This window comes from Serratia sp. FDAARGOS_506, from assembly GCF_003812745.1.
Lineage (GTDB): Bacteria > Pseudomonadota > Gammaproteobacteria > Enterobacterales > Enterobacteriaceae > Serratia.
Map to the genome: position 1 here is coordinate 2,890,298 of NZ_CP033831.1, position 25,840 is coordinate 2,916,137.

Annotated in this window: 28 protein-coding genes and 1 pseudogene; 9 read left to right on the top strand and 20 right to left on the bottom strand. The window is 59.6% G+C overall.

The window, feature by feature from the left end; genetic code table 11:
• The first annotated feature begins 141 nt into the window (after positions 1-141).
• Genes EGY12_RS14095 through EGY12_RS14105 form a run of 3 tightly spaced genes read left to right on the top strand, consistent with a single transcriptional unit; the run spans position 142 to position 2,359 of the window.
• Positions 142-711 (top strand): TetR/AcrR family transcriptional regulator, encoded by a 570-nt coding sequence (locus tag EGY12_RS14095; RefSeq protein WP_123894277.1) that lies wholly within the window; start codon positions 142-144, stop codon positions 709-711.
• 11 nt (positions 712-722) lie between these two features.
• Positions 723-1,361: an N-acetyltransferase gene (locus tag EGY12_RS14100; protein ID WP_123894279.1), complete on the top strand. Its 639-nt coding sequence runs from the start codon at positions 723-725 to the stop codon at positions 1,359-1,361.
• Positions 1,349-2,359, top strand: a complete 1,011-nt coding sequence (locus EGY12_RS14105) for a S9 family peptidase (protein WP_123894281.1) — start codon at positions 1,349-1,351, stop codon at positions 2,357-2,359. Before EGY12_RS14100 ends, EGY12_RS14105 begins: the two co-directional genes overlap by 13 nt.
• Here EGY12_RS14105 and ybiO read toward each other — a convergent pair.
• From ybiO to dps, 6 genes are all read right to left on the bottom strand, one after another.
• Positions 2,356-4,581 (bottom strand): mechanosensitive channel protein, encoded by a 2,226-nt coding sequence (gene ybiO / locus EGY12_RS14110; protein ID WP_123894283.1) that lies wholly within the window; start codon positions 4,579-4,581, stop codon positions 2,356-2,358. The two genes, EGY12_RS14105 and ybiO, sit on opposite strands and share 4 nt — an antisense overlap.
• A gap of 154 nt (positions 4,582-4,735) precedes the next feature.
• The gene (gene glnQ, locus EGY12_RS14115; RefSeq protein WP_004939230.1) at positions 4,736-5,458 is read right to left on the bottom strand and encodes a glutamine ABC transporter ATP-binding protein GlnQ; all 723 of its coding nucleotides are present in this window, start codon (positions 5,456-5,458) and stop codon (positions 4,736-4,738) included.
• Positions 5,455-6,114, bottom strand: coding sequence for a glutamine ABC transporter permease GlnP (glnP, locus tag EGY12_RS14120; RefSeq protein ID WP_019454487.1), 660 nt, complete (start codon positions 6,112-6,114; stop codon positions 5,455-5,457). The genes glnQ and glnP overlap by 4 nt, the downstream gene beginning before the upstream one ends.
• A gap of 103 nt (positions 6,115-6,217) precedes the next feature.
• Positions 6,218-6,961: a glutamine ABC transporter substrate-binding protein GlnH gene (gene glnH / locus EGY12_RS14125; RefSeq protein WP_004939223.1), complete on the bottom strand. Its 744-nt coding sequence runs from the start codon at positions 6,959-6,961 to the stop codon at positions 6,218-6,220.
• Between the two features lie 338 nt (positions 6,962-7,299).
• The gene (locus EGY12_RS14130) at positions 7,300-7,566 is read right to left on the bottom strand and encodes a DksA/TraR family C4-type zinc finger protein (protein ID WP_123894285.1); all 267 of its coding nucleotides are present in this window, start codon (positions 7,564-7,566) and stop codon (positions 7,300-7,302) included.
• Positions 7,567-7,953: 387 nt separating this feature from the next.
• Entirely contained in the window at positions 7,954-8,457 is a 504-nt protein-coding gene (dps, locus tag EGY12_RS14135) for a DNA starvation/stationary phase protection protein Dps (protein WP_123894288.1), read from the bottom strand.
• A 372-nt stretch (positions 8,458-8,829) separates the two neighbouring features.
• Between dps and EGY12_RS14140 the strand changes: the two are divergent.
• A pseudogene (locus tag EGY12_RS14140) lies at positions 8,830-9,374 on the top strand (AAA family ATPase).
• On the opposite strand, the gene EGY12_RS14145 reads toward EGY12_RS14140, so the two are convergent.
• Together EGY12_RS14145 and rhtA are read right to left on the bottom strand one after the other, a co-directional pair.
• Positions 9,356-9,823 (bottom strand): YhcH/YjgK/YiaL family protein, encoded by a 468-nt coding sequence (locus EGY12_RS14145; RefSeq protein ID WP_123894290.1) that lies wholly within the window; start codon positions 9,821-9,823, stop codon positions 9,356-9,358. The pseudogene EGY12_RS14140 and the gene EGY12_RS14145 overlap by 19 nt on opposite strands.
• A gap of 132 nt (positions 9,824-9,955) precedes the next feature.
• A complete protein-coding gene (gene rhtA, locus EGY12_RS14150) occupies positions 9,956-10,843 on the bottom strand; it encodes a threonine/homoserine exporter RhtA (protein ID WP_123894292.1) in 888 nt (295 codons plus the stop codon).
• Positions 10,844-11,242: 399 nt separating this feature from the next.
• On the opposite strand from rhtA, the gene ompX reads away from it, so the two are divergent.
• Positions 11,243-11,761, top strand: coding sequence for an outer membrane protein OmpX (ompX, locus tag EGY12_RS14155; RefSeq protein WP_019454480.1), 519 nt, complete (start codon positions 11,243-11,245; stop codon positions 11,759-11,761).
• 86 nt (positions 11,762-11,847) lie between these two features.
• Here the strand turns inward: ompX and EGY12_RS14160 are convergent, their stop codons facing one another.
• Positions 11,848-12,831, bottom strand: coding sequence for a nitrilase family protein (locus EGY12_RS14160; RefSeq protein WP_123894294.1), 984 nt, complete (start codon positions 12,829-12,831; stop codon positions 11,848-11,850).
• Between the two features lie 91 nt (positions 12,832-12,922).
• Between EGY12_RS14160 and EGY12_RS14165 the strand changes: the two genes are divergently transcribed.
• Positions 12,923-13,795 (top strand): LysR family transcriptional regulator, encoded by an 873-nt coding sequence (locus tag EGY12_RS14165; protein ID WP_123894296.1) that lies wholly within the window; start codon positions 12,923-12,925, stop codon positions 13,793-13,795.
• 4 nt (positions 13,796-13,799) lie between these two features.
• Here EGY12_RS14165 and EGY12_RS14170 read toward each other — a convergent pair whose 3' ends face one another.
• The 6 genes from EGY12_RS14170 to ltnD all read right to left on the bottom strand — a co-directional run bounded on the left by EGY12_RS14170 (position 13,800) and on the right by ltnD (position 19,453).
• Complete coding sequence (locus EGY12_RS14170) at positions 13,800-14,330, bottom strand: GNAT family N-acetyltransferase (RefSeq protein ID WP_123894298.1); 531 nt, start codon at positions 14,328-14,330, stop codon at positions 13,800-13,802.
• A gap of 63 nt (positions 14,331-14,393) precedes the next feature.
• Complete coding sequence (locus EGY12_RS14175; RefSeq protein WP_123894300.1) at positions 14,394-15,764, bottom strand: GntP family transporter; 1,371 nt, start codon at positions 15,762-15,764, stop codon at positions 14,394-14,396.
• A gap of 106 nt (positions 15,765-15,870) precedes the next feature.
• Entirely contained in the window at positions 15,871-16,647 is a 777-nt protein-coding gene (otnI, locus tag EGY12_RS14180; RefSeq protein WP_123894302.1) for a 2-oxo-tetronate isomerase, read from the bottom strand.
• A gap of 3 nt (positions 16,648-16,650) precedes the next feature.
• Positions 16,651-17,283 (bottom strand): aldolase, encoded by a 633-nt coding sequence (locus tag EGY12_RS14185; RefSeq protein WP_123894304.1) that lies wholly within the window; start codon positions 17,281-17,283, stop codon positions 16,651-16,653.
• Positions 17,280-18,539 (bottom strand): 3-oxo-tetronate kinase, encoded by a 1,260-nt coding sequence (gene otnK, locus EGY12_RS14190; protein WP_123894306.1) that lies wholly within the window; start codon positions 18,537-18,539, stop codon positions 17,280-17,282. Before otnK ends, EGY12_RS14185 begins: the two co-directional genes overlap by 4 nt.
• Complete coding sequence (gene ltnD, locus EGY12_RS14195) at positions 18,539-19,453, bottom strand: L-threonate dehydrogenase (RefSeq protein WP_123894308.1); 915 nt, start codon at positions 19,451-19,453, stop codon at positions 18,539-18,541. Before ltnD ends, otnK begins: the two co-directional genes overlap by 1 nt.
• A 283-nt stretch (positions 19,454-19,736) precedes the next feature.
• On the opposite strand from ltnD, the gene ygbI reads away from it, so the two are divergent.
• A complete protein-coding gene (ygbI, locus tag EGY12_RS14200) occupies positions 19,737-20,507 on the top strand; it encodes a DNA-binding transcriptional repressor YgbI (protein WP_123894310.1) in 771 nt (256 codons plus the stop codon).
• Between the two features lie 13 nt (positions 20,508-20,520).
• Here the strand turns inward: ygbI and EGY12_RS23470 are convergent, their stop codons facing one another.
• The 5 genes from EGY12_RS23470 to EGY12_RS14220 all read right to left on the bottom strand — a co-directional run bounded on the left by EGY12_RS23470 (position 20,521) and on the right by EGY12_RS14220 (position 23,310).
• On the bottom strand, positions 20,521-20,715 hold the full coding sequence (locus EGY12_RS23470) for a hypothetical protein (protein ID WP_253722811.1): 195 nt from the start codon (positions 20,713-20,715) through the stop codon (positions 20,521-20,523).
• An 84-nt stretch (positions 20,716-20,799) separates the two neighbouring features.
• Positions 20,800-21,183 (bottom strand): hypothetical protein, encoded by a 384-nt coding sequence (locus tag EGY12_RS14205; RefSeq protein ID WP_253722813.1) that lies wholly within the window; start codon positions 21,181-21,183, stop codon positions 20,800-20,802.
• Between the two features lie 122 nt (positions 21,184-21,305).
• Positions 21,306-22,073 (bottom strand): molybdopterin-dependent oxidoreductase, encoded by a 768-nt coding sequence (locus tag EGY12_RS14210; RefSeq protein ID WP_123894312.1) that lies wholly within the window; start codon positions 22,071-22,073, stop codon positions 21,306-21,308.
• Complete coding sequence (locus EGY12_RS14215) at positions 22,066-22,671, bottom strand: cytochrome b/b6 domain-containing protein (protein WP_123894314.1); 606 nt, start codon at positions 22,669-22,671, stop codon at positions 22,066-22,068. Before EGY12_RS14215 ends, EGY12_RS14210 begins: the two co-directional genes overlap by 8 nt.
• A gap of 12 nt (positions 22,672-22,683) precedes the next feature.
• Entirely contained in the window at positions 22,684-23,310 is a 627-nt protein-coding gene (locus EGY12_RS14220; protein ID WP_123894316.1) for a hypothetical protein, read from the bottom strand.
• A 140-nt stretch (positions 23,311-23,450) separates the two neighbouring features.
• Between EGY12_RS14220 and EGY12_RS14225 the strand changes: the two genes are divergently transcribed.
• Positions 23,451-24,122, top strand: coding sequence for a heavy metal response regulator transcription factor (locus EGY12_RS14225; protein WP_123894318.1), 672 nt, complete (start codon positions 23,451-23,453; stop codon positions 24,120-24,122).
• Positions 24,119-25,537, top strand: a complete 1,419-nt coding sequence (locus EGY12_RS14230) for a heavy metal sensor histidine kinase (protein ID WP_123894320.1) — start codon at positions 24,119-24,121, stop codon at positions 25,535-25,537. The genes EGY12_RS14225 and EGY12_RS14230 overlap by 4 nt, the downstream gene beginning before the upstream one ends.
• Positions 25,538-25,840: the final 303 nt, after the last annotated feature.

The window sequence follows — 25,840 nt, forward strand, 5'->3', positions numbered from 1 at the left end:
TTTTTATCTTCCCGCTGATTCGCACGCCGTTGAGCCGCGGTTCAATTTTACCGGCCTATGCTATCCTGAAATATGAACGAACGTTCGTTCATGTATATTCGATGGCGCCAGGCGCCCCCTTCACCGTTTCGGGAGTTGCCGATGGGAAACCGAGAAAAGATTGTCGAGGCCGCGCTGCGCAGCTTTACCCATAAGGGATTTCACCAGACCAGCATGCGGGATATCGCGCAGGCGGCGGGCGTCAGCGTCGGCAACCTCTATAACCACTTTTCCGGCAAGGAGGCGTTGATCGGCGAGATAGCGCTGCTGGAAAACGGCGTATTCGCCGAGTTTGCCGCTGGATTGCGGGCCGACAGAAAGCGGCCGAAGCAGGCGCTGTCGGCCTTTTTCACCGCCTATCACGCTTTTGTCGCCGAGCCGGCCAATGTGCAGCTGTCGGCTGAGATCGTGGCGGAGGTGGCGCGCAACCCGACCTTGGCCGAGCCGTTCGGCGCTAACCAGCGACAGCTGATTGAGGCGCTGGCGACGGTTATCGCCGAGGCTCAGCAAACCGGTGACATCGCGGCGGCGATAGCGCCGTTGCCGCTCGCGCAGCTGGTGCTGGACGTGATCGAAAGTCAGGCCTGGCGGCAGGCGATCTTTACGTCGCCTGCGCCGGAGGAGAGCACGCCGGTGCGGCTGTTGGAACAGCTGCTCTACCGGCATCCCTAGTTGAGGTTGATATGCTGCACATTGAGCCGTACCGAGATGCTGACCGCCGGCAAACGGCGGCGCTGATCTACGCCGCGTTCAGCGACAAGTTCCAGCGAGCGCGCCGTCTGAGCACCCGCCTTCAGTGGTGTCTGTTCTATCGGCTGTGGCGTTGGCAGCAGAGCGGCAGCCGGGAGCGCAGCTTCGTGGTGAAGCAGGATGAACAGCTGGTGGCGGCCTTTGCCCTCAATGCGGCCGATGGCGAGAGTAACGCCGGGCTACGTCCGCGCACCTTGCCGATTTGGCGTCTGTGTCGCCGCTATGGTTGGTGGAACGTTTGGCGTCTGTATCTGCAAATGTCGCTGTTGCGGCACACCCCGGCGGCCGATGAGCTGTATCTCTCCTACCTGGCAGTGGCCGAGAATCAGCGCGGCAAAGGAGTGGGCAAGCGGCTGTTGCAGTGGATGAACGACTACGCTGCCGGGCAAGGCGCGGGCCGGCGCCTGAGCCTGCACGTCAGCCGGCGCAACGTGGATGCGCAGCGCCTGTATCGGCGTTGCGGTTTTCAGGTGCGACGCGAAGAGCATTATGCCTTGCTGGGGTTACTGTTCGGCCAGGCCGACTGGCTATTGATGGAGAGACGCTGCGAGGAGGCGACGTGCACAGAATAGGGTTATACAGCGTGGCGCTGCTCTTGTCGGTATTCGGTTGGATCGTTTACGTCAACGATTTCCACTTTATCACCGAACCCGTCGTGGTGACGGCCGGCGGCAACCGGCTGACCGGCACGCTGGTGCTGCCGCAGCATGCGCCGGTCAAGCCCGGCGTCGTGGTGTTCGTGCATGGCGATGGGCCGGCCAACGCCAGCCGCGATGAAGGCTATTACGGCATTTGGGAGGCGATGACGCAGCAGGGCTACGCGGTTTTATCCTTCGATAAGCCGGGCGTTGGCGGCTCCAGCGGCAACTGGCTGCATCAGACCATGGCAGATCGCGCGCGGGAAACCGCCGATATCATCGATTGGGCCCGGCGGGACGGGCGCTTCGATGCGCGCTGCGTGGGGTTATGGGGCACCAGCCAGGCGGGGTGGGTGATGCCGGAGGTGGCGCGTTTGCGCCCCGACATCGCCTTCACGCTGACGCTGGCGCCGGCGATCAACTGGCTGCGGCAGGGGCGTTACAACACCCGCGCGGCGATGGCGGCGGCGGGGGAAGATGAAGCGCAGATCCGGACGCGCGAAGCGTACTGGCGCCATATCCAGACGCTGCTCGAGCAACCGGACGGCTACGCCCAGTATCGCCGCGAGTATGGCGCCGCCGCCGCATTGAGCGCCGACCGCTGGCGCTTTATTCGCGCTAACATGGCCAGCGACGCGACCGTGGGATTGCGGAATTTCAAAACGCCGGTGCATCTGATACTGGGCGGGCGCGACGTCAACGTTGACGCGGACGAAACCGAGCGCGTTTATCGGCAGACGATTCCGGACTCGCTGTTGACGGTGACGCGCATCGACGAAGCCGACCACGTGATGATTAAACCACTGTTCGCTCGCCATCCGTGGCTGATCAACGTGGTGGGGCTGTTTGCCCCGCGTTCGGTGCAATACGACGCCTACCGGCGGGACGTGGCGACCTTCCTGGCCGCCCAGCCCTGCGGGCGCGGGCGTTAGTCTCGGGGCGCGGCAGGCGGCGTCTGTTCTTCCTGCGGCTGCGGCGCGTGGGAGATCTGCATCGCCTGCTGTGGCATGCCGATGCCGGCCCGATCGAAATGGATTTTCACCAGCCGATCGAGGGCGTATTGCACCACCCACTGTTTCAGCGCCTGCGTGCGCACCGTCACGCGGGTGGTGAACGAGCGGTCGCCCAGCGCCACCACACCGTTGAAGACCGGCTCGCCAATCAGGAAATGCCTCACCTGTTCATCTTGCTTCAGCGCCGCGACGGCCTGATGCAGCACCTCATTGACCCGATCAATGTCCTCGTCGCGGCTGACGGTGTAGTTGGCGCGGTATACCCCGAATTCTCGCGCATAGTTGGCCAGCGTAGTGATCGAGGAGTACGGCACGATGTGATAGACGCCGTAGTCGTCGCGCAGGCCGATCGAGCGAATAGTCATGCGCTCCACAGTGCCGGTAATGCCGCTGACGGTGACGTATTCGCCGGTGTTCATGCCGTTTTCGAACTGGATGAACACGCCGGTGATCACGTCTTTCACCAGCGTCTGGGCACCGAAGCTGATGGCCAGCCCCAGCGCGCCGGCGCCCGCCAGCAGCGGCGCGATGTTCAGCCCCACCTGCGACAGCACGATCATCACGGTGATGGTGCTGATAACGATAGCCAGCACGTTGCGAAACAACGTTAGCAGCGTGCGTTCGCGCGCGCTCGGCCGGACGCCGTTGCTCAGTTCCAGCGCCAGGCGGTGTTCGATGATGCTGGCCATCAGCGTCCAACTGAAGACGGCGATCAACAGGATCAGCAGGATATGCACCAGCCCGCCGAGCGTCCGTTGGCCATTTTCGCTGCCCGCCCACTGGTACAGGTTGATCAGGTGCCAGGCGTCGAACAGGAACAGCGTCACCGCCAGCACCACCATTACCCGCAGTATCTTCAGCCCATTGGGGATGTAGGAGTTGATGCGCCGCTCGAGCATCGGATAGCGCAGATTGACGTCGGTCGGCAGCGAAATGCGGCGGAAAATCCAGCGGGTCAGCATGCCGGACAGCAGAGCGCCGACGCCGACTACCAGCAGGCTTTTCACCGTAGCGCTCATCATAAAGCGCAGACTGTTGCCGATGTCGAATTGGGACAGCACGAACAACACCAGAAAATAGGCGATCGCCAGCAGATGCCAGATATGCCCCAGGCCACGCAGGATCACGCTGAAAAACGCCATCGACCGTTCGGCCAGCAGGTTGATCTGTTGCTGTATCGGCTTGCGGTTGTGCAGGATCAGCCAGATGGCATACAGCGTCAGCGCCAGCATCACCACCAGGTTGACGGCGGCGGCGGCCGGGTAGCTGATCTGCACCGCCACCACCGGCACCACCACCATCAGGCCGTAGCCGATCAGCCCGCTGAGCCAGGCGAGGCGCGTGTTCCAGTAGCGCGCGCTCTGGTCGCTGAAGGGGAAGGGGCGCAGATAGTCGAAGTTGGGGGCGAAAATCAGCCGCAGCACCGCTTTGAAGAATTCAATCACCGCAAAGGCGCTGAGAAACAGGGTCTGCAGCCGCAGAATGGTGGCGCTGTCGGCGTGGACGTGGCGGGAGAACAGGTTGCCCGCCGCCAGCGCCAGCAGCAACACCAGCAGATCGACGGCGAAAGCGCCGAGAATGGCGGCGGGGCGCTTATACCACGGGCCGCGCTGCAGCCGCGCGTTGTGCCCCCAACTGCCCATGCGCTTGTACAGCGGTGCGATCAGCCGCCGGATCAGGTGGAACAGCGCAAAGGTGACCGCCACCGTCAGCAAAAAATAGCCCAGCGCGCGGAAAAAGCCGGCGGGGTTGAAAACGCGCTTCGGGCCGGAATCGATCAGCTTTTGCAGCGCGCCGAGCTTCTGGTTAAAGGTGCCGATGCCTTCCTGCGCCAGCGAGTTCAGGCTGTCGCTCAGGGTCGCCGGCGTTGATTCTTCCGGCGTTGCCGGGGCGGCGACGGGGGCATCGTCGGCGGCCTGTTTCAGATGGTTGATGAGTTCCGCGCGCGCTTTGTCGTCTTGCAGCAAGTCGGCCAGCGCGGCGTAGGCGGCTTTCTGCTGCTCGCTCTTGTCGGCGGGCGCGGGCGGCGCGTTTTGCGCCAGGGACGGTGGTGCGAAGACGCTCAGGGTCAGCAACAGCAGCAGAAAAAGCAGGTGTTCTCGCAGATGAGAACCTCGTCGGGAGTATGCGTTTGGCGGCATTGTTCCTCTCTTTGGCGTTCTGTGATCGGCGGATGTAAGAGCAATACGATAAAAAACAATGAATATAGTAGGAAAGGTGGCGCGATGGGGCGTGGGAACGCGTGCGGAATGAAAGCGGCGGGCGCGTGGTGCGCCCGCCGTTAAATCGCCAGGATCAGGACACGTGCTGCAGGAACTCCTGCAGACGCGGGCTTGGCGGATGGTTGATCAGATCGTGCGGGTTGCCGTCTTCGGCAATCCGGCCTTTATCGATAAAGATCAGGCGCGACGCCACTTTTTCGGCAAAGCCGACTTCGTGGGTGACGATGACCATCGTCATGCCTTCCTCGGCCAGATCCTGCATTACCTTCAGCACTTCATGGCGCAGCTCCGGATCGAGCGCGGAGGTCGGTTCGTCGAACAGCATCATTTTCGGCTTCACCGCCAGCGCGCGCGCAATCGCCACGCGCTGTTGCTGGCCGCCCGACAGCTCGGACGGGTAGTGGTGGGCACGCTCCGCCAGACCGACTTTGGCCAGCAGCTCGCGCGCCAGTTTTTCCGCATCGGACTTCTTCGCGCCGCGCACGCGGATCGGGCCAAAGGCGACGTTTTCCAGCGCCGTCAGGTGCGGGAACAGGTAGAACTGCTGGAACACCATACCGGCTTCCTGGCGGATCAACCTATCGTCCACTTTCGGATCGTTGGCCTTCAGGCCGTCGACGATCAGATCGCCGCTGGTGACTTCTTCCAACTTGTTGATGCAGCGCAGCAGGGTGGATTTACCGGAGCCCGACGGCCCGATGATCACCACCACTTCGCCTTTGTCGATCTTCAAATCGATGTTGTGCAGCACCTGGGTTTGGCCAAAATGCTTGGAGACGTTTTTAAATTCAATCACAGGATTTTCATCCTTCTTTCCAGACGACGCAGCACGAAGCTCAGCACCAGGGTAATAATCAGATAGATAACCGCCACGGCGCTCCAGATTTCCAGCGCGCGGAAGTTACCGGCAATAATTTCCTGACCCTGACGGGTCAGCTCCGCCACGCCGATCACGATGAACAGCGAGGTGTCTTTGATGCTGATGATCCACTGGTTGCCCAGCGGTGGCAGCATGCGACGCAGCGCCAGCGGCATAATGACATAGCGGATGGTTTCGCGGCGCGACAGGCCGAGCGCCAGGCCGGCCTCGCGGAAACCGTTATGAATCGACAGCACCGCACCGCGGGTGATTTCCGCGATGTAGGCGCCGGAGTTGATCATGATGGTCACCACCGCCGCGGTGAACGGATCGATGCGCAAATCGCTAAATGCCATCGGCAGGGCGAAGTAGATGAACATTACCTGCACGACGATCGGCGTGCCGCGGATCACTTCGATAAACACCAACGCGATGTGGTTGGCGATCCAACCGCCGTAGGTACGGGCAAAGCCGGCGACGAGGCCGATGATCAGGCCGCCAATCAGACCGAGGACCGAAATCCACAGGGTCATTTTGGCGCCCTCTAACAAGATAGGAATGGCGGGCCAGATGGCGCTCCAGTCGAACTGCATGATATTTCTCCCGGCGATCCCAAACGTGGGTATCAGATACAACGAAGCGCAGGGGGTTAAGCGACCCCCTGTGCTTAAGTTAACAGCTTGCTAAATTCACAGCTTACTTAGGTTCGGTGCCGAACCACTTCTTGTAAATCTCGTTATAGGTGCCGTTTTCGCGCAGGGTTTTCAGCGCGCCGTTCACCTTTTCGCGCAGCTCGTCGCTGCCTTTAGGGAAGGCGATGCCATACTGCTGTGCTTCCAGCGAATCGCCTACGGTTTTGAACTTGCCGGCGCCGGCCGTCTTAATGAAGTATAGGATGTTTGGTGTGTCGTGCAGTACCGCATCGGCGCGCTTGGTGCCCAGCTCCATGTAGGCGTTATCGATGTTAGGGAACTGACGCAGATCCTTGGTTTTGATGTGCTGCTTGGCGTAATCCACCGAGCCGGTGCCGCTCTTCACCGCCACCACTTTACCGTTCAGATCGTCGATGCTTTTCACGCTGTTGTTGTCGGCATTGACCATCACCAGCAGGCCGCTTTTGTAGTAACCGTCGGAGAAGTCGATGGCTTTCTTGCGCTCATCGGTGATGGTGATACCGGCCAGCGCCAGATCGACGTTTTTGGTTTGCAGCGCCGGGATGATGCCGCCGAAGTCCATTGGCTTCAGGGTGTAGTCCAGCTTCAGCTCTTTGGCGACGGCGGCCCACAGGTCGATGTCGAAGCCGACGTATTTGTCGCCTTGTTTGAACTCAAAAGGAACGAAAGCGGTGTCGGTGGCGACCACCAGTTTGTCTGCTGCGTGGGAACTTACGGCAAAGGCCAGAGAGAGTGCGGCCAGGGAGACTTTAAAAATCGACTTCATGAGAGGAATTCCTGTACAGGTTGCGGATTACCCATTTTTTATATTGCAGTTGGTGCCATGAAAAAATCGTGCCATGTTTTCAACTACTATAAAAACAAAGAGTTAGTGCGTGATGTTGTGCCAAAAAGGCGAATTGTTATGGTTGTGCACCAGAGTGAGGCACCAAAATGGTGCGTAAGAATTATCTTGGTGCACAGGGCTATCATTAACCAAATTTTGGTTGTGAAACAACCGATCTTTAACGTTTTTGCTTCAATATTGATAACTAACTCTAACTTTCATGATACGCCGACGGTGCAACCGGGGCCGAGAAGGGAGAAAAAGGGGAGCAGATAATGCTAGCGCAACTGGCTGTCTTTGCTGCCACGCCGGTTGTACAGGCTGGTGGCGGCATGTTTTTTGTCTTGTTCGGTCTGGCAGGCGAGGCAAAAACGCACGCCCGTCAACGCCTTGCGGCGCGCTTCAGGGATCGGCTCCCCGCATTCCTGGCAATAGCGTTCGCTCTCGCCGTGCCCGAGCGCTTCACGCGCGCGCTGCACCGCATCGTCGACGGTGGAATCGATCTGATCTTGTACGGCGCCGTCCGCCGCCCAGCCGCTGGCCATCATGACCTCCTGACAAGGGAACCTTACCGTTTAATATGGGCCGTTTTTTGTACAATGCAACGGTCGCGCATAAGAAAACAGGCCGGGCAAAGCCCTAATGCTTGTCAGTTAGCGTTTTTATGCAGGCGTTCGTGACATTTTCGGTCGATAAAAGTGAGATGCCCCATGTGGCTCACGCGCCTCGACCGAGCCAGGGGCCGCGCCTTCGGCCCCTCCCATTGCCGTTCGCTACGGCATCAGAGAAATGAGAGAGTTTTACGGCAATGAGGCTGCACGAAACACACAAAGATGGGATAAAAAATGCCAGTCAGGCTTAACTGACTGGCATTACGGGCAAAGCCCAGCCTGTTCTGCCCGGAACAATGGGCGATTTACTACGCTTTCGCGTTATTCGATATTGGATTCGATGAACCACAGGAACTTGTCCAGATCGCGCGAAGCGGCGGTGAACATGTCGGCGGTATCTTCGTCTTCCACTTCGGTAATCGCCTTGCGGATGTCATTCGCTACCGCACCGTAGCGATCGGCCAGCGCTTTCAGGTGCTCTTGCACGCTGTGAATATTGGTCGGATAGCTTTTCAGCGGCGTCTGATCGTTGACTACCTGCACGGTGCCCAGTGCCACGCCGCCCAGTTGCACCACGCGTTCGGCGAAGGTGTCTTGGTGCTCGATGATGGCGGTACGGAAGCCGTCCAGCATTTCATGGACCGCGATAAAGTTCGCGCCGCGCATGTTCCAGTGTGCCTGTTTGGTGATCAACGAGAGATCGATGAATTGCACGACCTGATGGTTCAGCGCCTTGATGGCGGCCAGTTTGATTTTTTCGTCCAGATCGTTACGGGTATACAGCAGATCAGAAGATTTCGTTTTCACCAGTTTAGCGGTACTCATATCAGATATCCTCTTGATTAGTCGTTGTCCTATTTCGTTACGGAGTTAATTATAGCAGAGGTGTTTATTTTTGCCGTACGAGAATGGCTATTGCATAAATAGGGTGAGCCTAATGGCAATATTTTAATTTTTCCTTTGATGTCTGTTGATGTGATTGATTTTAATTTATATTTTTAATTTTTTTGTTGCAGGTGATCTATTTAGTTTGGTGACGATTTCCTCCTGTTATTTTATTCGAGTTGAGCATGCCGGTTTCGTCAGAATATCCATTTGTTATCGCGGTGTTAATTTTAAGCCTATTCAGATTGATAGCCGTAATTGATGCAGTTACAGTAGGGAAATTATCCCCGTTCTTTACTGGATTGACGAGTGATGAAAATTAACGTCGTCGGCACCAGCGGCAGCGGTAAAAGCACCCTGGCGCGTCAACTGGCGGAACGGTTTGGCGTTCCCTATATCGAAATGGACAGACTCTATTGGCGGCCCGAGTGGCAAGGAACGCCTGATGACGAGTTCCAAACGCGGCTTGAGCAGGCGCTGGCCGAAGCGGGCGAAGGCTGGGTATTGGACGGCAACTACAGCCGTACGCAGCCGATTAAGTGGCGCGAGGTCGACTATATTTTGTGGCTGGACTACGGTTTCTGCCGCACGCTGTGGCAGGCGGTGCGCCGAGCGTGCCGACGCGCGGCCAGCAAAAGCGAGCTGTGGCCGGGTACCGGCAATCGGGAAAGCTTTCGCCGTTCTTTCTTCAGCCGCGAGTCGATCGTGCTCTGGACGATCCGCACATACTCCAAGAACCGGAAAAAATACCTGGCGGAGATGGGCAGCACCCAATGCCGTTTCATACGCTTGCGCTCCCCCGCCAGGCCGCTGATTTTCTACGGACGATGCCGCAGGATCACCGCAGCAGGCGGTGATGGATCTTCACTACCGCTTTCTTGATTTGCTGCGGCCGCTGCCATAGACAGCCGGTTTTGTACGGCTCCATCTGAAAAAAGATAGCGAACATGCCGTGCGTCATATGCAGCGTTTGCGGGTGGCGTTTGATGTCCAGCAGCAGAAGATCGCTATTTCCCGCATGGGGTTGCTCGCGATGCCAGTCGCCCGCTAGCCCGTATTCGATGCGCTCTTCACCGCTGATCAGCAGATGCAGCGTGATGTACTCCTGATGCATTTCGGCGCGTTTCTCCGCCGCCGGCGTGGTGATCAGCGTCGTCACGTCCATAAAGATGTTGTCGCCGTCGATCGGATGATGCCCCGGCGCCAGTTCGGGCAGGTCGCATTGGCGCAACTCTGTCAGGGTTGAAACCAGCGCCGGCGCGAGTCCGCGGCCGAAGCGTGGGTTGAACAGGCTGTTGTGAATCACTGTTATTCTCCATGTGAGCGAAAGTCCAAAGTGCCTGCGGTACAGGCTAAGGGGAAGTATGCCGACTTGTCACGAGGAAAACAGTTAACCCGCCTGCATTCCGGCGTAGCGGAGGGCAGGCGGGTCGGGCGCTCAGGAAAGGCTTTCGAGACGCGATTTGGGGCGGATGGTTAGGGCGGAACCCATGGAGGCGGCGATGATGGCCGCCAGGGCTAACCATTGCACGCCGCTTAGGTGTTCACCGAGGAACAGCATGCCGGACAGCGCCGCCATCGCCGGTTCCAGGCTCATTAAGGTGCCGAAGGTGCGCGCCGGGATTTTGGGCAGCGCGATGATCTCCAACGAATAAGGCAGCGCGGTGGAGAGGACTGCCACTGCCAGCGCCACCGGCAGAATATCGATGTTGAACAGCACGCTGCCGGTTTGCCAGGCGCCGATCGGGCAGAACACCAACGCGGCGATCAGCGAGCCGAGCGCCACCGTGCCGGGGCCGTGATCGCCGCCGGCCTTCTGGCCGAAGATGATATAGACCGCCCAGCAGGCGCCGGCGCCGAGCGCGCAGGCGGCACCGAACGGGTCGATTCCGCCTACGCCATGGCCGAGCGGCAGCAGGAACCACAGCCCGGCGATCGCCAACGCCACCCAGAGAAAGTCGATCGGCCGCCGCGACGAGAACATGGCCACCGCCAGTGGGCCGGTAAACTCCAGCGCCACGGCGATACCGAGCGGCACGGTGCGCAGCGACAGGTAGAACAGGTAGTTCATCGCGCCGAGCGACAGGCCGTAAATCAGCAGCGGCAAGCGGCTGCCGGCGGCGATGCGCATGCGCCACGGACGGAAGATGATGAACAGAATCAGGGTGCCGATGAAAAGACGCAGCGTCGTGATGCCTTCCGCGCCCACGATCGGGAACAGGCTTTTGGCCAAGGAGGCACCGCTCTGGATCGACACCATGGCGATGATTAACAGACAGATGGGCAGCAGCGCGGAGGGCGCTCTGCCGGAAGTAGATAACGACATCCTTAACGGGCCTTTTATGCGCCGTTCCTCAGCCTTGAGAAAACGGTCGAAACGGGGATGCGAGCAGTGTAAATGAAATGCGAAAATCTGTCTGAGAAAAGCGCGCATCGCGGTGAAATCCGCCGATCCTCGGATGAGATGTGGCGGATTTGGTCAAAAAGTGCGCTTTTTCTTAAGAATTATCTGGATATTAAATAGGTGATTTTTGTCACAGAAAGCCGTAGAATACGGCCGAAAATAGAGCGAAAAGAAGAAGATACACTGTTCTTGAAATCTTCTGTTACACGATATAAAGCATTAGACACTCATTTCAAGGCAGAGTTTCACGCTAATTTTTGTTATATTTTCAAAGCATGAACAAATGGATGTACTTAATAATAAAACGCGTTTGAGGTGGTTATGAAAAAAATTGCATGTCTTTCCGCAGTAGCAGCTTGCGTATTAGCAGTTAGCGCAGGTACCGCATTCGCTGGTCAGAGCACCGTATCCGCTGGCTATGCGCAGGGCGATTTCCAAGGCGTTGCTAACAAGGCCGACGGTTTCAACCTGAAATACCGTTACGAGTTCGACAACAACCCACTGGGCGTAATCGGTTCCTTTACCCACCTGGAAAAGGACGGTTCTCAGGACGGTTTCTACAACAAAGCTCAGTACAACTCTATCTCTGCCGGTCCAGCATACCGCATCAATGACTGGGCGAGCATCTACGGTCTGGTTGGCCTGGGTTACGGTAAATTCACTACCAACGCTCAGAACGGCACTTCGCGTCACGACACCGCTGACTACGGCTTCACCTACGGTGCCGGTCTGCAGTTCAACCCAATCGAGAACGTTGCCCTGGATGTTGGTTACGAGCAGAACCGCATTCGCAGCGTTGACGTTGGCACCTGGAACGTTGGCGTAGGCTACCGCTTCTAAGCCTGTTCGTGCCTGCGGGCATGAACCTGCGGCAGGCTTTGCCGCACCGATAAAAAATCCGCCTTCGGGCGGATTTTTTTTATCTGTTATCGGCCGCCGTGTCCCGTCGGCTGCGTAGAAAAGCGTGCGCTGCGGGCATCGCGCTCATAGCCTTGCGGTTCTGTCAGTAGTCCATACAGCTCGGGGCGGCGTCCGTAAATCCAGCGGCGGCCGGTGCTGAGCGGGATCAGCGTCAGATCGAGTTCGGCGCTGACCATCCGATCCTCCGCCGCCCAGGTCTCCGCGACGATGCGGCCGTAAGGATCGAGGATCATCGCGTTGCCGGTGCGTATCTCATCGTCATCGCGGCCCACGCCGTTGCTGAACAGCAAGAACAGCCCGTTGTCGTGAGCGCGCGACGGCAGCCAGCGCATCAGCCAGCCGCGGCCGTGTTCGCCGCGAAAGGCGGCTTCTATCGCCTGCGGATCTTCCGCACGCCGTTGCCACAGCGCCTGTGGGATCGGCTTCATGCCGTGCGGGCTGCGCGAATGGGTGCCGCCGGTCTGGTGTGGGGCTATCAGCACTTCCGCGCCCAGCAGCGCCGTAGCGCGTACATTCTCCACCAGGTTGTTGTCCCAGCAGATCAAGACGCCCACGCGCACGCCCCAGGGGGTGTCGAATACCGTATAGCGATCGCCGCTGGCGATAGCCGGGTGCTCGAAGGCGTGCAGTTTGCGGTGCACATGCAGCTCGCCGTCCGGCAGACAAACGGCATAGGCGTTGTAGCAACGGCCGTCGTCGCCCAGCTCGATTAACCCAACGCCGATCGCCATATTGTAACGCTCCGCCAGCGGGCGAATGCGCGCCAGAGAAGGGCTGGTCGCGATCGGCTCCGCCAGCGCGCGCACTTCGGCGTCGGACAGATGGCGCACGTGCCAATAGCCGGTGATGCACATTTCCGGGAAGGCCAGCAGCTGTATCTGCTGCTCGGCCGCCTGAGCGATAAAGCGCTCCATGGTCGACAGGTTGTAATTCTTATCGTTGGCGCGATGCTGAAATTGCACCGTGGCGGCGCGTAGCGAGGGGATCATGGTTTCTCTCCTGTTGGGGTCTGCGTTGATTACAGCAGGAGGATTGATTACTGTATAATCAATTAAATTCCCTATTCGATAACCATATGGAATGGATATAAAACAACTGCGCGCCCTGGTGGCGCTGGCCGAGCAAGGCAACTATCGGCAGGCGGCGAGCCTGCTGTGCATCAGTCAACCGGCGCTGAGCAAGCAAATTCAGGCGCTGGAAACCCAGCTCGGCGTTCGGCTGTTCGAGCGTGGCCGGCAGGGGGCGGTGCTCACCGCCGGCGGGCAACGGCTTTACCCGGAGGCGCAGGCGCTGGTGGCGCAGTACCAGCAGTTTCAGCGGCGCGCCCGGCGGGTGGCGCTGGGGGAGGCGGGGCGATTGGCGCTGGGATTTGGCCTCTCCAGCTTTCATCTGGCGCCGCAGCTGGTGGCCGCCTTTCGCCAACGGTTTCCCGAAGTGGCCATCGGGCTGGAGGACATGCCGTCGGAGCGGCAGTATCAGCTGCTGCTGCAGGGCGAGTTGCAGGCGGGATTCGTGCGCTTGCCGGTTGTTACGCCGCTGTGCGGCGTGGCGTTGCTGAGCGACCGGCTGGTGCTGGCCGCGCCGGGCGCGCTGGCACTGCGGGCCGGCGATCTGATGGCGCGTTTCAATCAGCTGCCGCTGCTACAGTTGACCCCTAAACGCGGGCGCGGGCTGAGCGATCAGTCACTGCGTTTTATCGCCGCTCACCGGTTGACGCCGAACGTGGTGCAGCAGGCCGGCGATATCCAGACGCTGCTGGCGCTGGTTGCCGCTGGCGTCGGCGTCGCGCTGTTGCCGCACAGCATCACCCATATCACGCCGGCCGGCATCGACATTCTGCCGCTTAGCGGCGAGGAGACGGAGTGGCAGGTCGGTATCGCCTGGAACCCGCAACGCGCCGACGCGCTGCGGGACAACTTTATTCAGACGGCGTTGGCGGTGCAACGCGCTTAGGCATTCAAAGCGGGCAATGCATCACGACGATCGGGTTTTGATGGTACTCGCTGCGGTGGCTTTCGCTGAAGCCGACTTTTTTCGCCAGCGCCAGCGAGGCCTGGTTTTCCGGCGAGATGATGCAGACGGTTTTCTCCCCCGGCAGGTGCGTTTTACCCCAGGCCAGCGCCGCCCGCAGCGCCTCGGTGGCATAGCCTTTGCCGTGCGCCGAGCTCACCAACGTCCAACCCATCTCCGGCGCATCGAGCGCCGGGGTAATGTCGCGCAGGAAGTTGGAGAAACCGATGCTGCCGAGGTACTCGCCGCTCTGCCTGTCACGCACCGCCCAATACCCGTATCCCAACAACGCCCAGTGGCCGACGTAGCGCATCAAACGCCCCCAGGAGTCCTCCCGGTCGCGCGGCGTGCCGCCGATATAGCGCACCACCTGCGGATCGGCCCACAATGCGGCCAGCGAGTCGAAATCGTCCAGCATGTGCGCGTCCAGCCGCAGGCGTTCGGTGATAAGCGTTGGCGCGGTGTTGACTACGGTCATGTTGCTGCTCCTGCACAGTATGAAAGGCGATGAAAAACAACGGCGTTCAGTATGCCAGAGAAATCACACCGCCAGCCACAACAGCCAGGTGAATAGAAAACCGCTCAGGCCGAGCAGGGTGGTCAGCACCGTCCAGGTCTTCAGGCCATCGGCCACCGACAGCCCCAGATAGCGGGTGACTATCCAAAAACCGGAGTCGTTGACGTGGGAAAGCCCCAGCCCGCCGAAGCAGGTCGCCAGCGTCACCAGCACCAGCTGCAGCTGATTCAGGCCGCTGACCGCTTCAGATAACAGGCCGCCAGTGGTCAGGATCGCCACGGTGGCGGAACCCTGCGAGGCACGTAGCGCCAGCGAAATGATAAAGGCGGCGGGCACCAGCGGCAGGCCGATGGCCGTCAGCACCTCCGCCAGCGCTTTGCCGACGCCGGATTCCACCAGCACCTTGCCGAATACGCCGCCTGCGCCGGTCACCAGGATCACCACGGCGGCGGTCGGCAGCGCGGCACCCATCACGTCGCTGGCGTGTTGCAGACTCCAGCCGCGGCGCAGCGCCAGGAAATAGAAGGCCAGCAGCAGGGCTATCATTAGCGCTACCGCGGGAGAGCCCAGCAGCGACAGCATATCGCGCAGCGCCGACCCGGCCGGCAGCAGCGTGGTGGAGACGGTGCCGAGCATGATGATGGCGATGGGAATGACAATCAGCGCCGCTACCAACCCGGCACCGGGCGGGTTGATACGATCGCTGAGCGGCGCTTGATCTTCCGGACGCGGCTCCGGCGCCGCCAGCTGCAGCTGTTCCAGTACCTCTATCGATAACGGATAGGTTTTGCGATTGAGGTAGTTGGCGGCGAAATAGCCGATTACGCCGACCGGAATACAGATTGCGAGTCCGATAATGGTCAGCCAGCCGATGTCGGCGTTGAGCAAGCCTGCGGCGGCCACCGGCCCGGGGTGCGGCGGCAGCGCGACGTGTACCGTCAACATCACGCCGGCCATCGGCAGGCCGAACTTCAGCGGCGACACTTTGGCAACCTTGGCGAAGCCATAGATAATGGGCGCCAGAATGATGAAACCGACGTCGAAGAACACCGGAACGCCGAGAATAAACGCGGCGAGGGTCAGTGCGGCGACGGTGTGTTTCGGCCCCAGACCCTGGCTGAAGCGCTGTGCCAGCGACTCGGCGCCGCCCGACTGTTCGATCATGCGCCCGAGCATTGCCCCCAGGCCGATGATGATGGTCACCGAGCCGAGCACGCCGCCCATTCCGGCGGTCATCACTTTCATCACTTCGCCGGTCGGAATGCCGCTGGCCAGCGCCACCAGCAGACTGACCACCAACAGCGCGACGAAGGGCTGCACCTTCGCCTTAATCACCATCAATAACAGCAGCACTACGCCGAGTACGGCAATCAGCAACAGCAGAGAGGTAGACATGAAAAAAGCCTTTCGTTGGGTAAGCGTTGGGCACCGCGATCGCCGCGTGGCGATACGGGTGCGTTTCATTGTTATAAAGTCGGTTTCCTGGTGTCGGCGTGCGGCGTTAGCGGTAAGGCTTCAGCCAGCCGAGCCCGGCGGCGGTGTCGCCGCGCGGGCGGTACTCGCAGCCGATCCAGCCCTGGTAGCCGAGTGCATCTAGCCTGTCGAACAGCCACGGGTAATTCAGCTCGCCCTCGTCAGGCTCATGGCGATCCGGCACCGAGGCTATCTGGATATGCGCGTAGCGCCCGGCCAGCATGTCCAGCAGCCCGCTGATATTGCCGTCCACTAGCTGCGCGTGGAAGAAATCGAACTGAATGAACACGTTCGGCCTTGCGATCGCCGCCACCGCTTCCGCCACCTGATGTTGACTGGCGAACAGGTAGTCGGGCTTGACCGGCGGGCTGAGCGCTTCGATCAGCACCTTGATGCCGTGTGGCGCGAAAGCGTCGGCGGCATAGCGCGCATTGGCGATAAAAGTCTCGAGATAACGCTGTCGGTCCGCGCCCGCAGGTACCACGCCGGCCATCAGGTGCACACAGGGGCACGAGAGCACGATGGCGTAGGCCAGCGCACGGTCGATATCGGCACGGGCATCCTGCTCGCGGCCCGGTAGCGCCGCCAGCCCCCACTCGCCGGCGGCGGCATCGCCGGGCGCAGAGTTGAACAGTACCTGTTGCAAGCCGTGTTCGCGCAGCTTCTCGGCCAACAACTCGGCAGGATGCTCGTAAGGAAAGAGGAATTCCACCGCGCTGAAGCCTTGTGCGGCAGCGGCGGCGAAGCGGTCGAGGAATGGTACCTCGGTGAACATCATCGATAAATTGGCGGCAAATTTAGGCATGGTTTAGCTCCGTAATTCGGCAATTTCATCATCGGTCAAATAGCGGATCGGGCGGTCGCCGAGGGTGAAGATCAGTCGCGCCGCATCTTCCATCTCTTCGGTATTGTCCGCCGCCGCTCGCAGGTCTTTACCCGTCACCACCGGCCCGTGGTTGGCCAGTAAAAAGGCGCGGTGAGTTGGTGCCAGGCGGGCCAGATCCTGCGCCAGTCTTTCGTCGCCGGGGCGGTAGTAGGGCACCACCGGCACCTTACCGACACGCATCACCACATAGGGGGTAAACGGTTTGATGGCGTTATCGACGTCCAGCCCCTGCAGGCAAGAGAGCGCCGTAAGGTAGGTGCAATGCAGGTGCACTACCGCTTTGCATTCCGGGTTGTTCAGATACAGCGCCCGGTGAAAGCTGATCTCTTTCGACGGCTTGTCGCCGGAGAGCCACTCGCCGTTTAGGCTCACTTTAGACAGGCGATCGGCCTGCAGCTCGCCGAGACAGGAGCCGGTGGGTGTCGCCAGCAGCGCGCCGTCCGGTAGCAACAACGAGAGGTTGCCGGCAGAGCCGGTGGCGTAGCCGCGTTGGAAAAATGAGGCGCCCAGGCGCACCATTTCTTCGCGCGCTTGCTGTTCGGTCGTCATGCTCATACTGGAAACTCCGTTTGCGCGCGCGCGAAGAAGGCTTCATCGCCAAAATTGCCCGATTTCAGCGCCAGGGAAATCTCGCGATCGCTGGCGCGCACCCACGGAACGCCTGGGGAAATGCTGGGGCCGATATAGAAGCCGCGAATGCCCAGCGCCTGCGTCACTATGCCGGAGGTTTCGCCGCCGGCGACGATAAAGCGGCTGAATCCCAATCGGTGCAGTTGCACAACCAGTTCGGCGAACAGCGCTTCCACCGCTTCGCTGGCGGCGGCACCGTGCTGCTGTTGCGTTTGCTGTAGCGCCTCCGGCGTTGCGGTGGCGTAGATCAGCGGGGCAAGCGCTTCCCCGGCGTGACGCTGGGCCCAGTGCGCCAACTCGGCGGCGTAGGCGGCGCGCGCCTGTGGTTCGAGGCAACGGTCGATATCGATGGCCTGCGCCGAAGCACGTTCGCGATAGTGATTAACCTGCCGGTTAGTCATGACCGAACAGGATCCCGACAGCACCGCCGCCTTTTCCCCCTGCGGCGCACCGGCCGCCTCTGCCGAACGTTCGCCGCTCTGCGCCCATTGCCGCGCCAGACCGATCGCCAGGCCCGAACCGCCGGTCACCAGCTTCATCGTTTTCAACGCTTCGCCCTGGGTGAGCAGATGCCGTTCGTTAAGCGTGTCCAACACCGCGTAGCGCACGCCTTCCTGCGCCAATTGCTGCAGTTTCTTGCTGACCGCCTCGGCGCCGCGATCCATTTCCGCCGCTGTCACCAGCCCGCAGCGCCCGGCGGCCTGAGATGCCATCAGGCGCAGCAGGTTGCTGTCGGTCATCGGCGTGACCGGGTGATGACGCATGCCGGATTCCGACAGCAGCTGTTCCCCGACAAACAGGTGGCCCTGATAGACCGTGCGGCCGTTTACCGGCAACGCCGGAGATATCACCGTGAAACTTTCCCCCAGCGCGGCGAGCAGGGCATCGGTCACCGGGCCGATATTGCCCTGTGCGGTGCTGTCGAAGGTGGAGCAGTACTTGAAATAGAACTGGCGACAGCCCTGTTTTTGCAGCCAGGCCAGCGCCTGCAACGACTGTTCGATCGCCTGCTCTGCCGGGCAGGAGCGCGATTTCAGGCTGATGACCACGGCCTGTGCGCTGACCGGTGCCTCATCTTGCGGCACGCCGTTCAACTGCACCGTCGACAGGCCGTTTTGCACCAGAAAACTGGCGATGTCGGTTGCGCCGGTAAAATCATCTGCGATTACGCCGAGCAGCATCAGAGCGTCTCCTTTTTCTGTGGCAGATCGATGCCGGCAAAGATTTTGATCACCGCACTGTCGTCTTCTTTACCGTAACCGGCGTTGCTGGCGGCGGTAAACATGGTGAAGGCGGCGGAGGCCAGCGGCAGCGGGAAACGCAGCGCCTTGGCGGTATCGGTCACCAGACCCAGATCCTTGACGAAGATATCCACCGCCGACTTGGGCGTATAGTCGCCGTCGACCACGTGGCGCATGCGATTTTCGAACATCCAGGAGTTGCCGGCGGCATGGGTGACGACGTCATACATGACGTCCAGCGGGATGCCGGCGCGGGCGGCCAGCGCCATGGCTTCCGCTCCGGCGGCGATGTGCACGCCAGCCAACAGCTGGTGGATGATTTTTACCGTCGCGCCCAGGCCGATCGCCTCACCGATGCGGTAAACCTTGCCGGCTATGGCGTCCAGCACGGGTTGCAGGCGCTCGAAGGTGGTGTCGGCGCCGGCGGCCATCACCGTCATCTGGCCTTCTTCCGCCTTGGCCGCCCCGCCGGAAACCGGTGCGTCCAGCATCGCCAGGCCGAAGGTTTGCAGCCGCTGCTCGATCTGTTTGGCGTCATCGGCGGAAATGGTCGAAGAAACCATCACCGCCGTGCCTGGCTTGAGCTGTGGCGCCAGGCCTTGTTCGCCGAACAGGATCTGATTCACCTGCGCGGCGTTTACCACCAGCAGCAGTACGGCGTCCAGCTCGGCCGCAAAGTCGCGCGCGTTGGGCGCCGTTTGCTTCGCACCGGCTTGTTGCAGCACCGCCAGCGCCTGCGGATTAAGGTCCACTCCATAGGTGGTCAATCCGGCGCGTAGGCACGAGCGCGCCGCGCCCATGCCCATCGCGCCCAACCCAATAATGCAGACGGCATAATTCCCTGGGTGTGTCATAATGCACTCCTGTTAATTTTAGTGATAATTTGTTTTGTTGTGTTAAATGTAAGCGCTTGGCGGCCGTTTATCCGCGATCGTTATCACAATAATTAACAATGCATAGAACAAGTTTTTCGTGCGGTTTATGGCCTGTACCAATATTACTGTTATGTTTTTAAATAAGTTTATGCTTGCCTGGCGTAACTGCGCACACCGTCACGCTGCGAAAAATTAGGGCTATCGGCGCACGAAAATTGACGTAAAATCACAATTATTATCACCGCAGTAACGAGAGGGAACCGTGATACCTGTAGAACGCCATCAACAAATTCTTGCGCTGGTATCCGAACGCGGCGTCGTCAGTATCGCCGAGCTGACCGAAAGGCTGGGGGTGTCGCACATGACTATCCGCCGTGACGTGCAAAAGCTGGAGGAACAGGGCGCGGTGCAGTCGGTTTCGGGCGGCGTACAGGCGCCCGAACGGGTGGCGAGCGAACCTTCGCACCAGGCCAAAGAAGGGATGTTCAGCCGGCAGAAAATCGCCATCGGCCGACTGGCGGCGCGGCAAATTCCCGCCAATAGCTGTATCTACCTGGATGCCGGTACCACCACGCTGGCGCTGGCGAAACAGATCGGTGAACGTGACGATTTGACGGTGGTGACCAACGACTTCGTTATCGCCGGATTCCTGATCGAACACAGCCTGTGCAGAATCATCCACACTGGCGGCACCGTGTGCCGGGAAAACCGCTCCTGTGTCGGCGAAGCGGCGGCGCAGGCGCTGCGTGGTCTGTTTATCGATCTGGCGTTTATCTCCGCCTCTTCGTGGAGCATGCGCGGCCTGTCGACGCCGAACGAAGACAAAGTGATGGTAAAGAAGGCCATCGTCGAGGCCAGCCGCCGCTGCATTCTGCTCAGCGACACTTCGAAATACGGCAAGATCGCGACCTACCTGGCGCTGCCGATCTCCGCCTTTGACGCCGTTATTACCGACGAGGGGCTGCCCGCCGCCGCGCGGGAGGCCATCGAGCAGGCGGGGCTTGCTTTGTTGACGGCAGGGGAAGAAGAGTAAGAACGAATCGGAATCAGGATGAAAGCTCGGTATCGATGCCACGTGCGGGGGCTTCACTTGCTTCAACGCCGCCGCGTTCATGCCATTCGCGGCGCCTTTGTTCAGCCCATTCTTCGTGGAAGGCTTGCATCTCTTTTTGGTGCCGTTCCTTTATGCTCATAGGGGTTGGGTGGGATTCTGCCGTTAACAGGCGGGATTTCGATGACATATAATCCGTCCTCAATAAGCTCTTGGTTGTACAAATAATGTACGCGGTGCGCATGTTTTTCCAAGAGCGAGTCATAAATTCTGGCTAACGCTGGCCTGAGCGGTACGCTGAAAACCAATCTCGCTTGGAATTGCGCCACAAAAGTGACGATCGCCAGGCCGATGCCATAATGAAGAGTTGTTCTCGTTCATCTCGGGTGTACGCCATCCTGGTATAGGTATCAAATAAGGATCTGGTTATTTCGGCGCGGGTTTCCAATGCTCTTACATTGTACAGTTCCATGACGTAAGCATTGTCCAATACTTCCGAGGCAGGATAAGCCCCAATAAGCCATTGACGCATCCTTAACATCACTTTTTTAAAATCAAGGTAATACGCAGCAACGCTGCTGGCTTTTTTATAAACCGTTATTCGGTACCTATACTCCGTAACAGGTCGCGCATTGATCTCCCTCACATCAATCTCCATGATAAAATCCTTTTTACTATTATTTTTCCTATAGTTATCCCCGTTGTGACGGACAGATTATTAACCGCGGCGGAGAAGATCCGCCAGCCGCCGATGAGGCTTATGCGCAGCGCCGCGCCAAACTAAATGCCGCTGAACCAGTTGTAGCCCTGATCTTCCCAATACCCACCCGGATTGACGTCGCTGACGAAGATCGCGGCGATATGTTTGGCGTTTTTGAACCCCAACTTGGTTGGCACCCGCAGCCGCAGCGGGTAGCCATAGTCCGCCGGCAGCGCCTTGCCGCCGAAATCCAGCGCCAGGATGGTCTGCGGGTGCAGCGCGGTGGCCATATCGAGGCTGGAGTAGTAGCGATCGGCGCATTTGAAGCCGACGTAACCGGCATTCAGATCCGCCCCGACATGCTGCAGAAAGGTGCGCAGCGGCACGCCGCCCCATTGGCCGATGGCGCTCCAACCCTCAATGCAGATCAGACGAGTGATCTGGCTGTGCTGCGGCAACTGCTGCAGCTGTTCCAGCGTCCAGGGCGCTTTTTTCTCCACTTTCCCGCCGACCTCAAGCCGGTAGCCGGCGAGATCGATCTCGGGGACGTTGTATTCCGGGTAAAACGCGTTGAAAGGGAAAGGGTGGGTAATCTGATCGGGCCGGTAAGTTTGCGCCAGCCGCTGGCCGCTGAACAACCAGGCCTGCACCCGGTCGTTCCAGCGTGACATGGCCCACAGCACCTTATCTACCCGATCGCCGTCTTGCAGATTGCAACCGGTGAGCATGGCGATGCCGCCCAGCGTCAGGCCGGAACGCAGCATCAGGCGGCGCTGCAGATTGACCAACTGCTTTTTTTGATCCGGTTCCAGTTTTGGCGCGGTTGCCCGCGGCTTTTTCTCATTCATGTTTGCCACCCGTTATCATCGCCCACAGCGTTTTGGGCACGACGATCACCATAAAGACGTGGATCGCCACGAACAGGCCGATGCCGGCCATGGCGAAGAAATGCACGTAGCGCGCAAAATCAAAGCCGCCAAACAGAGCGACCAATCCCTGCAGCTGAACCGGTTTCCAAATCGCCAGGCCGGACAGCACCAGCAATAGGCCCAGCACCAGCACGCCGAGGTACATCAGCTTTTGAATGGCGTTGTAGTGGCCATGCCGGTGACGCAGGCGCAGCGTCAACGCCAGCCAGATATCCTGCCGCAGCGCGCCGACGCGAAGCGGCAACAGATCGCGGCGAAAATGGCCACTGAACAGGCTCCACAGCAGATAGCAGGCAGCGTTGAGCGCCAATAGCCACATCACCGCCAAATGCCAACCAATCGCGCCGCCCAGCCAACCGCCCAGCGTCATCTGCGGCGGAAAGCGGAAATCGAACAGCGGCGAGGCGTTATAGATCTCCCAGCCGCTCATAAACATGCACACCATGGCGAACAGGTTGATCCAATGGGTGATTCGAACCGGCCAGCGATGCACCGGCCGCGACGCGTTGGTTTTCATGGCGTTCTCCGGTTACATCGGTGGCACGGTGCCGTCTTTGCCGGCGGAAATGCGGGTGGCGACGCGCTCGCCCTTATCGTTAACGGCGGAGAACAGCACGATGTGCACGCCTGGTTTCAGCAGGCTCAAATCGCCCGGATCCAGCGTCACGATCGGCACGTCTTCCGGCACGATGACGGTTTTCTGCTGGTTGCCGTAGGTGACGGTCAGGGTGCGACCGTTGGATTTCACCAGTTTGCCGACGGTGCCGTTGGTCATGGTGTCCACTTTGCCGTCGGCGGACTCCCAGGCCGAGTGCCCTTCGCCGGTGCCGCGCAGGCTGGCGGCGAATACGTGCACTTCCAGCGCTTTGAGCGTGCCGTCCGGCTGCGGCACGGCGGCGGTGCCGATAAAGCTGTCCGGTTTGATGTCGTCCAGCGTGGCTTTGGAAACGCTGAGCACTTTGGTCTGATCGTTCAGCTTGACGCTGAGTGTCTCGCCCTTGCGATCGGTCAGCTGCAGATTGCCGTCAGCAACCTGGCTGATGGTGCCGCGTAGCGGCGCGATGACTTTGCCCGGCGTTTGGGCGGCGGCGGCCAGTCCGCTGGACAGCAACAAGGTGGATAACAATAAACCGGCTATACGATGACGGGTAATCATAACGTTCTCCTGAAATGAGTTTGCCGGTTAAGCATGGTTGAGCCATTGGGTCAGTGCCATGGCCGTTTGATGACATTAATGTCATCAAGTTTGTCCGCCGAAGCTGCTAGTATTTTTTCAGACGTAACGAGGTGGCGAGCATGCGAATACTGGTAGTTGAAGACGATATCGGCACAGGGGATTACCTGAAGAAAGGGCTGAGTGAAGCGGGGTACAGCGTCGATTTGGCGCGCAACGGCACCGACGGGCTGTTTCGCGCGTTGGAGCAGGATTACGATGCGATCGTGCTCGATGTGATGCTGCCGGGGCTGGACGGTTGGCAGATCATCGAGGTGCTGCGCAAGAAAAGCGACGTGCCGATTCTGTTTCTCACCGCCCGCGACGGCGTGCAGGATCGCATACACGGTCTGGAGCTGGGCGCGGACGATTATCTGATTAAACCGTTTTCGTTTACCGAGTTGGTGTTGCGCTTGCGCACCTTGCTGCGCCGCGGGCCGGCGCGGGAAGCCGATCATTACGCCATCGCCGATCTGCAGTTGGACGTGCTGCGCCGCCGGGCGGTGCGCCAGGATCAGGTGATCCCGCTGACCAATAAGGAGTTCATGCTGCTGCATTTGCTGGTGCGGCGCGAAGGCGAAGTGCTGTCGCGCACGCAAATCGCCTCTCAGGTGTGGGACATGAATTTTGACAGCGACACTAATGTGGTTGACGTAGCGATCAAACGCCTGCGCGCCAAAATAGACCGGCCGTTCGACGTCAAGCTGATTCATAGCGTGCGCGGTATCGGCTATGTCTGCGAGCCGCGCTCATGAGCGCCCGTGCTTCACGTCGGCCGGTGTCGTTGACGCTGCGCACCGCCACGCTGTTCGCACTGGTGGCCGCTTTGGTGGTGAGCGGGACGGGCGGGTATCTGTTTAGCGCCATGCGCCAGGAAATGACGCTGCGCAGCGATCTGCAGGTGACCGGGCGGGTAGAGTATTTCCGCCATTTGCTGGGGCAGCGCTTTCCTTTGGCGCGCCTGACCGCCAATAACGGTCTGTTTGAAAATATGCTGGGCAATGAACAGGACGTGCTGATTTTCCAAATTCCGGGACAAAAACCGCTCATCAACGTGAACCCGGCCGGGGTGGCATTGCCGCCGATTGTGCCGACGCCGGCGGGCCAAACGCAGGTGTTGGCCTCCGTACGCGGTGGGGAAACGGCGCAGGGGGTGCCGCTGCGCGCGGCTTCGGCAATGGTACGTCTGGAGGACGGCAGCCTGTTGCAGATCTCCGCCGCACACGTGATGGTCAACGAACAGAAAATGCTGGCGCGTTACCTGTGGCGCATCGTCGCGGCGGTGGCGGTGGCTTTCCTGCTGATTGCGCTGCTGGGGTATGGGGTCATGCGCCGAGGATTGAAGCCGTTATGGCGCATGGCGGCGCAGGCATCGCAGATTGCACCCAATACGCTGTCGACACGCCTCAGCGAGCAGGGTGCGCCGAAGGAATTGCAGCAGCTGACCCGTTCGTTCAATGCGATGCTCGATCGGTTGAATGAAGGCTATCAGCGGCTGACGCAGTTTTCCGCCGATCTGGCCCATGAGATCCGCACCCCGGTAGGAGCGTTGATGGGCCAGTGCCAGGTGGCGCTTTACCAGCCCCGCAGCGTGGAGGAGTACGAAACCCTGCTGTCGAACAATATGGATGAGCTGGAGCGCATTTCCCGCATGGTGGAAAACATCCTGTTCCTGGCGCGCGCCGGCGAGGCGCAGTCTGCGCTGAACTACAGTCGTCTGGATGTGGCGCTGGAGCTGCGGCGGGTGGCGGATTATTTCGAAGGTCTTGCGGAAGAGCGCGGCATCGCGCTGAGCTGCGAGGGTGAAGGCGGGTTGAAGGCGGACGCGATGCTGTTCCAGCGGGCGTTGAGCAACCTGGTGGCTAATGCAGTGCGTTATGCCGATGAAAACAGCCGGATCGTCCTGCGGGCTGAACGGCGCGCCGATGCCTGGTGGGTGCAGGTGATCAATCAGGGGCAGCCGATCGCACCGACACAGCTGGAAAAGTTGTTCGATCGCTTCTATCGCGCCGATCCCGCGCGCAGCGCCGGCAATCATGCCAGCGGGTTGGGGCTGTCTATCGTGCGCGCCATCATGACGCTGCACGGCGGTGAGGTGCACGCGCAGTGTTCCGATGGCCGGGATTCTGCTTGCTTGACCTTTAGCCTGGTCTTCCCTTTATCCGTTTAAGCTGCAGCGAATGTTTTCGCCTGTTGCGGATAATGCGATAGGCGCCATTCGTAAGTTTTTCCTTTCATTATTATTTCCCCATCGCCTTGGCTGAACCTAAATTTTAACATTTGCGTCGTGGCAAGCGCGTTAATTCATCAGGCTGATGCAGATGGCCTGCGGTCTGTGATTATGCTCAAAATTCACTTGTTATTATTTTTTTATTAAAACTTAGTCCGACGGTCTTTTTTTGAGATGTTTTTCCTTAAAATTGATAATTTGCGATATAAAAAACTAACTTTATGGTTTTTCTCGCGTCAATAT

Bases quoted from the DNA above. Each gene is read 5' to 3' on its own strand.
- EGY12_RS14095 (WP_123894277.1), top strand. From the start codon at position 142: ATGGGAAACCGAGAAAAGATTGTCGAGGCCGCGCTGCGCAGCTTTACC.
- EGY12_RS14100 (WP_123894279.1), top strand. From the start codon at position 723: ATGCTGCACATTGAGCCGTACCGAGATGCTGACCGCCGGCAAACGGCG.
- ybiO (WP_123894283.1), bottom strand. From the start codon at position 4,581: ATGCCGCCAAACGCATACTCCCGACGAGGTTCTCATCTGCGAGAACAC.
- glnP (WP_019454487.1), bottom strand. From the start codon at position 6,114: ATGCAGTTCGACTGGAGCGCCATCTGGCCCGCCATTCCTATCTTGTTA.
- glnH (WP_004939223.1), bottom strand. From the start codon at position 6,961: ATGAAGTCGATTTTTAAAGTCTCCCTGGCCGCACTCTCTCTGGCCTTT.
- EGY12_RS14130 (WP_123894285.1), bottom strand. From the start codon at position 7,566: ATGGCCAGCGGCTGGGCGGCGGACGGCGCCGTACAAGATCAGATCGAT.
- dps (WP_123894288.1), bottom strand. From the start codon at position 8,457: ATGAGTACCGCTAAACTGGTGAAAACGAAATCTTCTGATCTGCTGTAT.
- rhtA (WP_123894292.1), bottom strand. From the start codon at position 10,843: ATGTCGTTATCTACTTCCGGCAGAGCGCCCTCCGCGCTGCTGCCCATC.
- ompX (WP_019454480.1), top strand. From the start codon at position 11,243: ATGAAAAAAATTGCATGTCTTTCCGCAGTAGCAGCTTGCGTATTAGCA.
- EGY12_RS14160 (WP_123894294.1), bottom strand. From the start codon at position 12,831: ATGATCCCCTCGCTACGCGCCGCCACGGTGCAATTTCAGCATCGCGCC.
- EGY12_RS14165 (WP_123894296.1), top strand. From the start codon at position 12,923: ATGGATATAAAACAACTGCGCGCCCTGGTGGCGCTGGCCGAGCAAGGC.
- EGY12_RS14170 (WP_123894298.1), bottom strand. From the start codon at position 14,330: ATGACCGTAGTCAACACCGCGCCAACGCTTATCACCGAACGCCTGCGG.
- EGY12_RS14175 (WP_123894300.1), bottom strand. From the start codon at position 15,764: ATGTCTACCTCTCTGCTGTTGCTGATTGCCGTACTCGGCGTAGTGCTG.
- otnI (WP_123894302.1), bottom strand. From the start codon at position 16,647: ATGCCTAAATTTGCCGCCAATTTATCGATGATGTTCACCGAGGTACCA.
- EGY12_RS14185 (WP_123894304.1), bottom strand. From the start codon at position 17,283: ATGAGCATGACGACCGAACAGCAAGCGCGCGAAGAAATGGTGCGCCTG.
- otnK (WP_123894306.1), bottom strand. From the start codon at position 18,539: ATGCTGCTCGGCGTAATCGCAGATGATTTTACCGGCGCAACCGACATC.
- ltnD (WP_123894308.1), bottom strand. From the start codon at position 19,453: ATGACACACCCAGGGAATTATGCCGTCTGCATTATTGGGTTGGGCGCG.
- EGY12_RS23470 (WP_253722811.1), bottom strand. From the start codon at position 20,715: ATGTCATCGAAATCCCGCCTGTTAACGGCAGAATCCCACCCAACCCCT.
- EGY12_RS14205 (WP_253722813.1), bottom strand. From the start codon at position 21,183: ATGGAGATTGATGTGAGGGAGATCAATGCGCGACCTGTTACGGAGTAT.
- EGY12_RS14210 (WP_123894312.1), bottom strand. From the start codon at position 22,073: ATGAATGAGAAAAAGCCGCGGGCAACCGCGCCAAAACTGGAACCGGAT.
- EGY12_RS14215 (WP_123894314.1), bottom strand. From the start codon at position 22,671: ATGAAAACCAACGCGTCGCGGCCGGTGCATCGCTGGCCGGTTCGAATC.
- EGY12_RS14220 (WP_123894316.1), bottom strand. From the start codon at position 23,310: ATGATTACCCGTCATCGTATAGCCGGTTTATTGTTATCCACCTTGTTG.
- EGY12_RS14225 (WP_123894318.1), top strand. From the start codon at position 23,451: ATGCGAATACTGGTAGTTGAAGACGATATCGGCACAGGGGATTACCTG.
- EGY12_RS14230 (WP_123894320.1), top strand. From the start codon at position 24,119: ATGAGCGCCCGTGCTTCACGTCGGCCGGTGTCGTTGACGCTGCGCACC.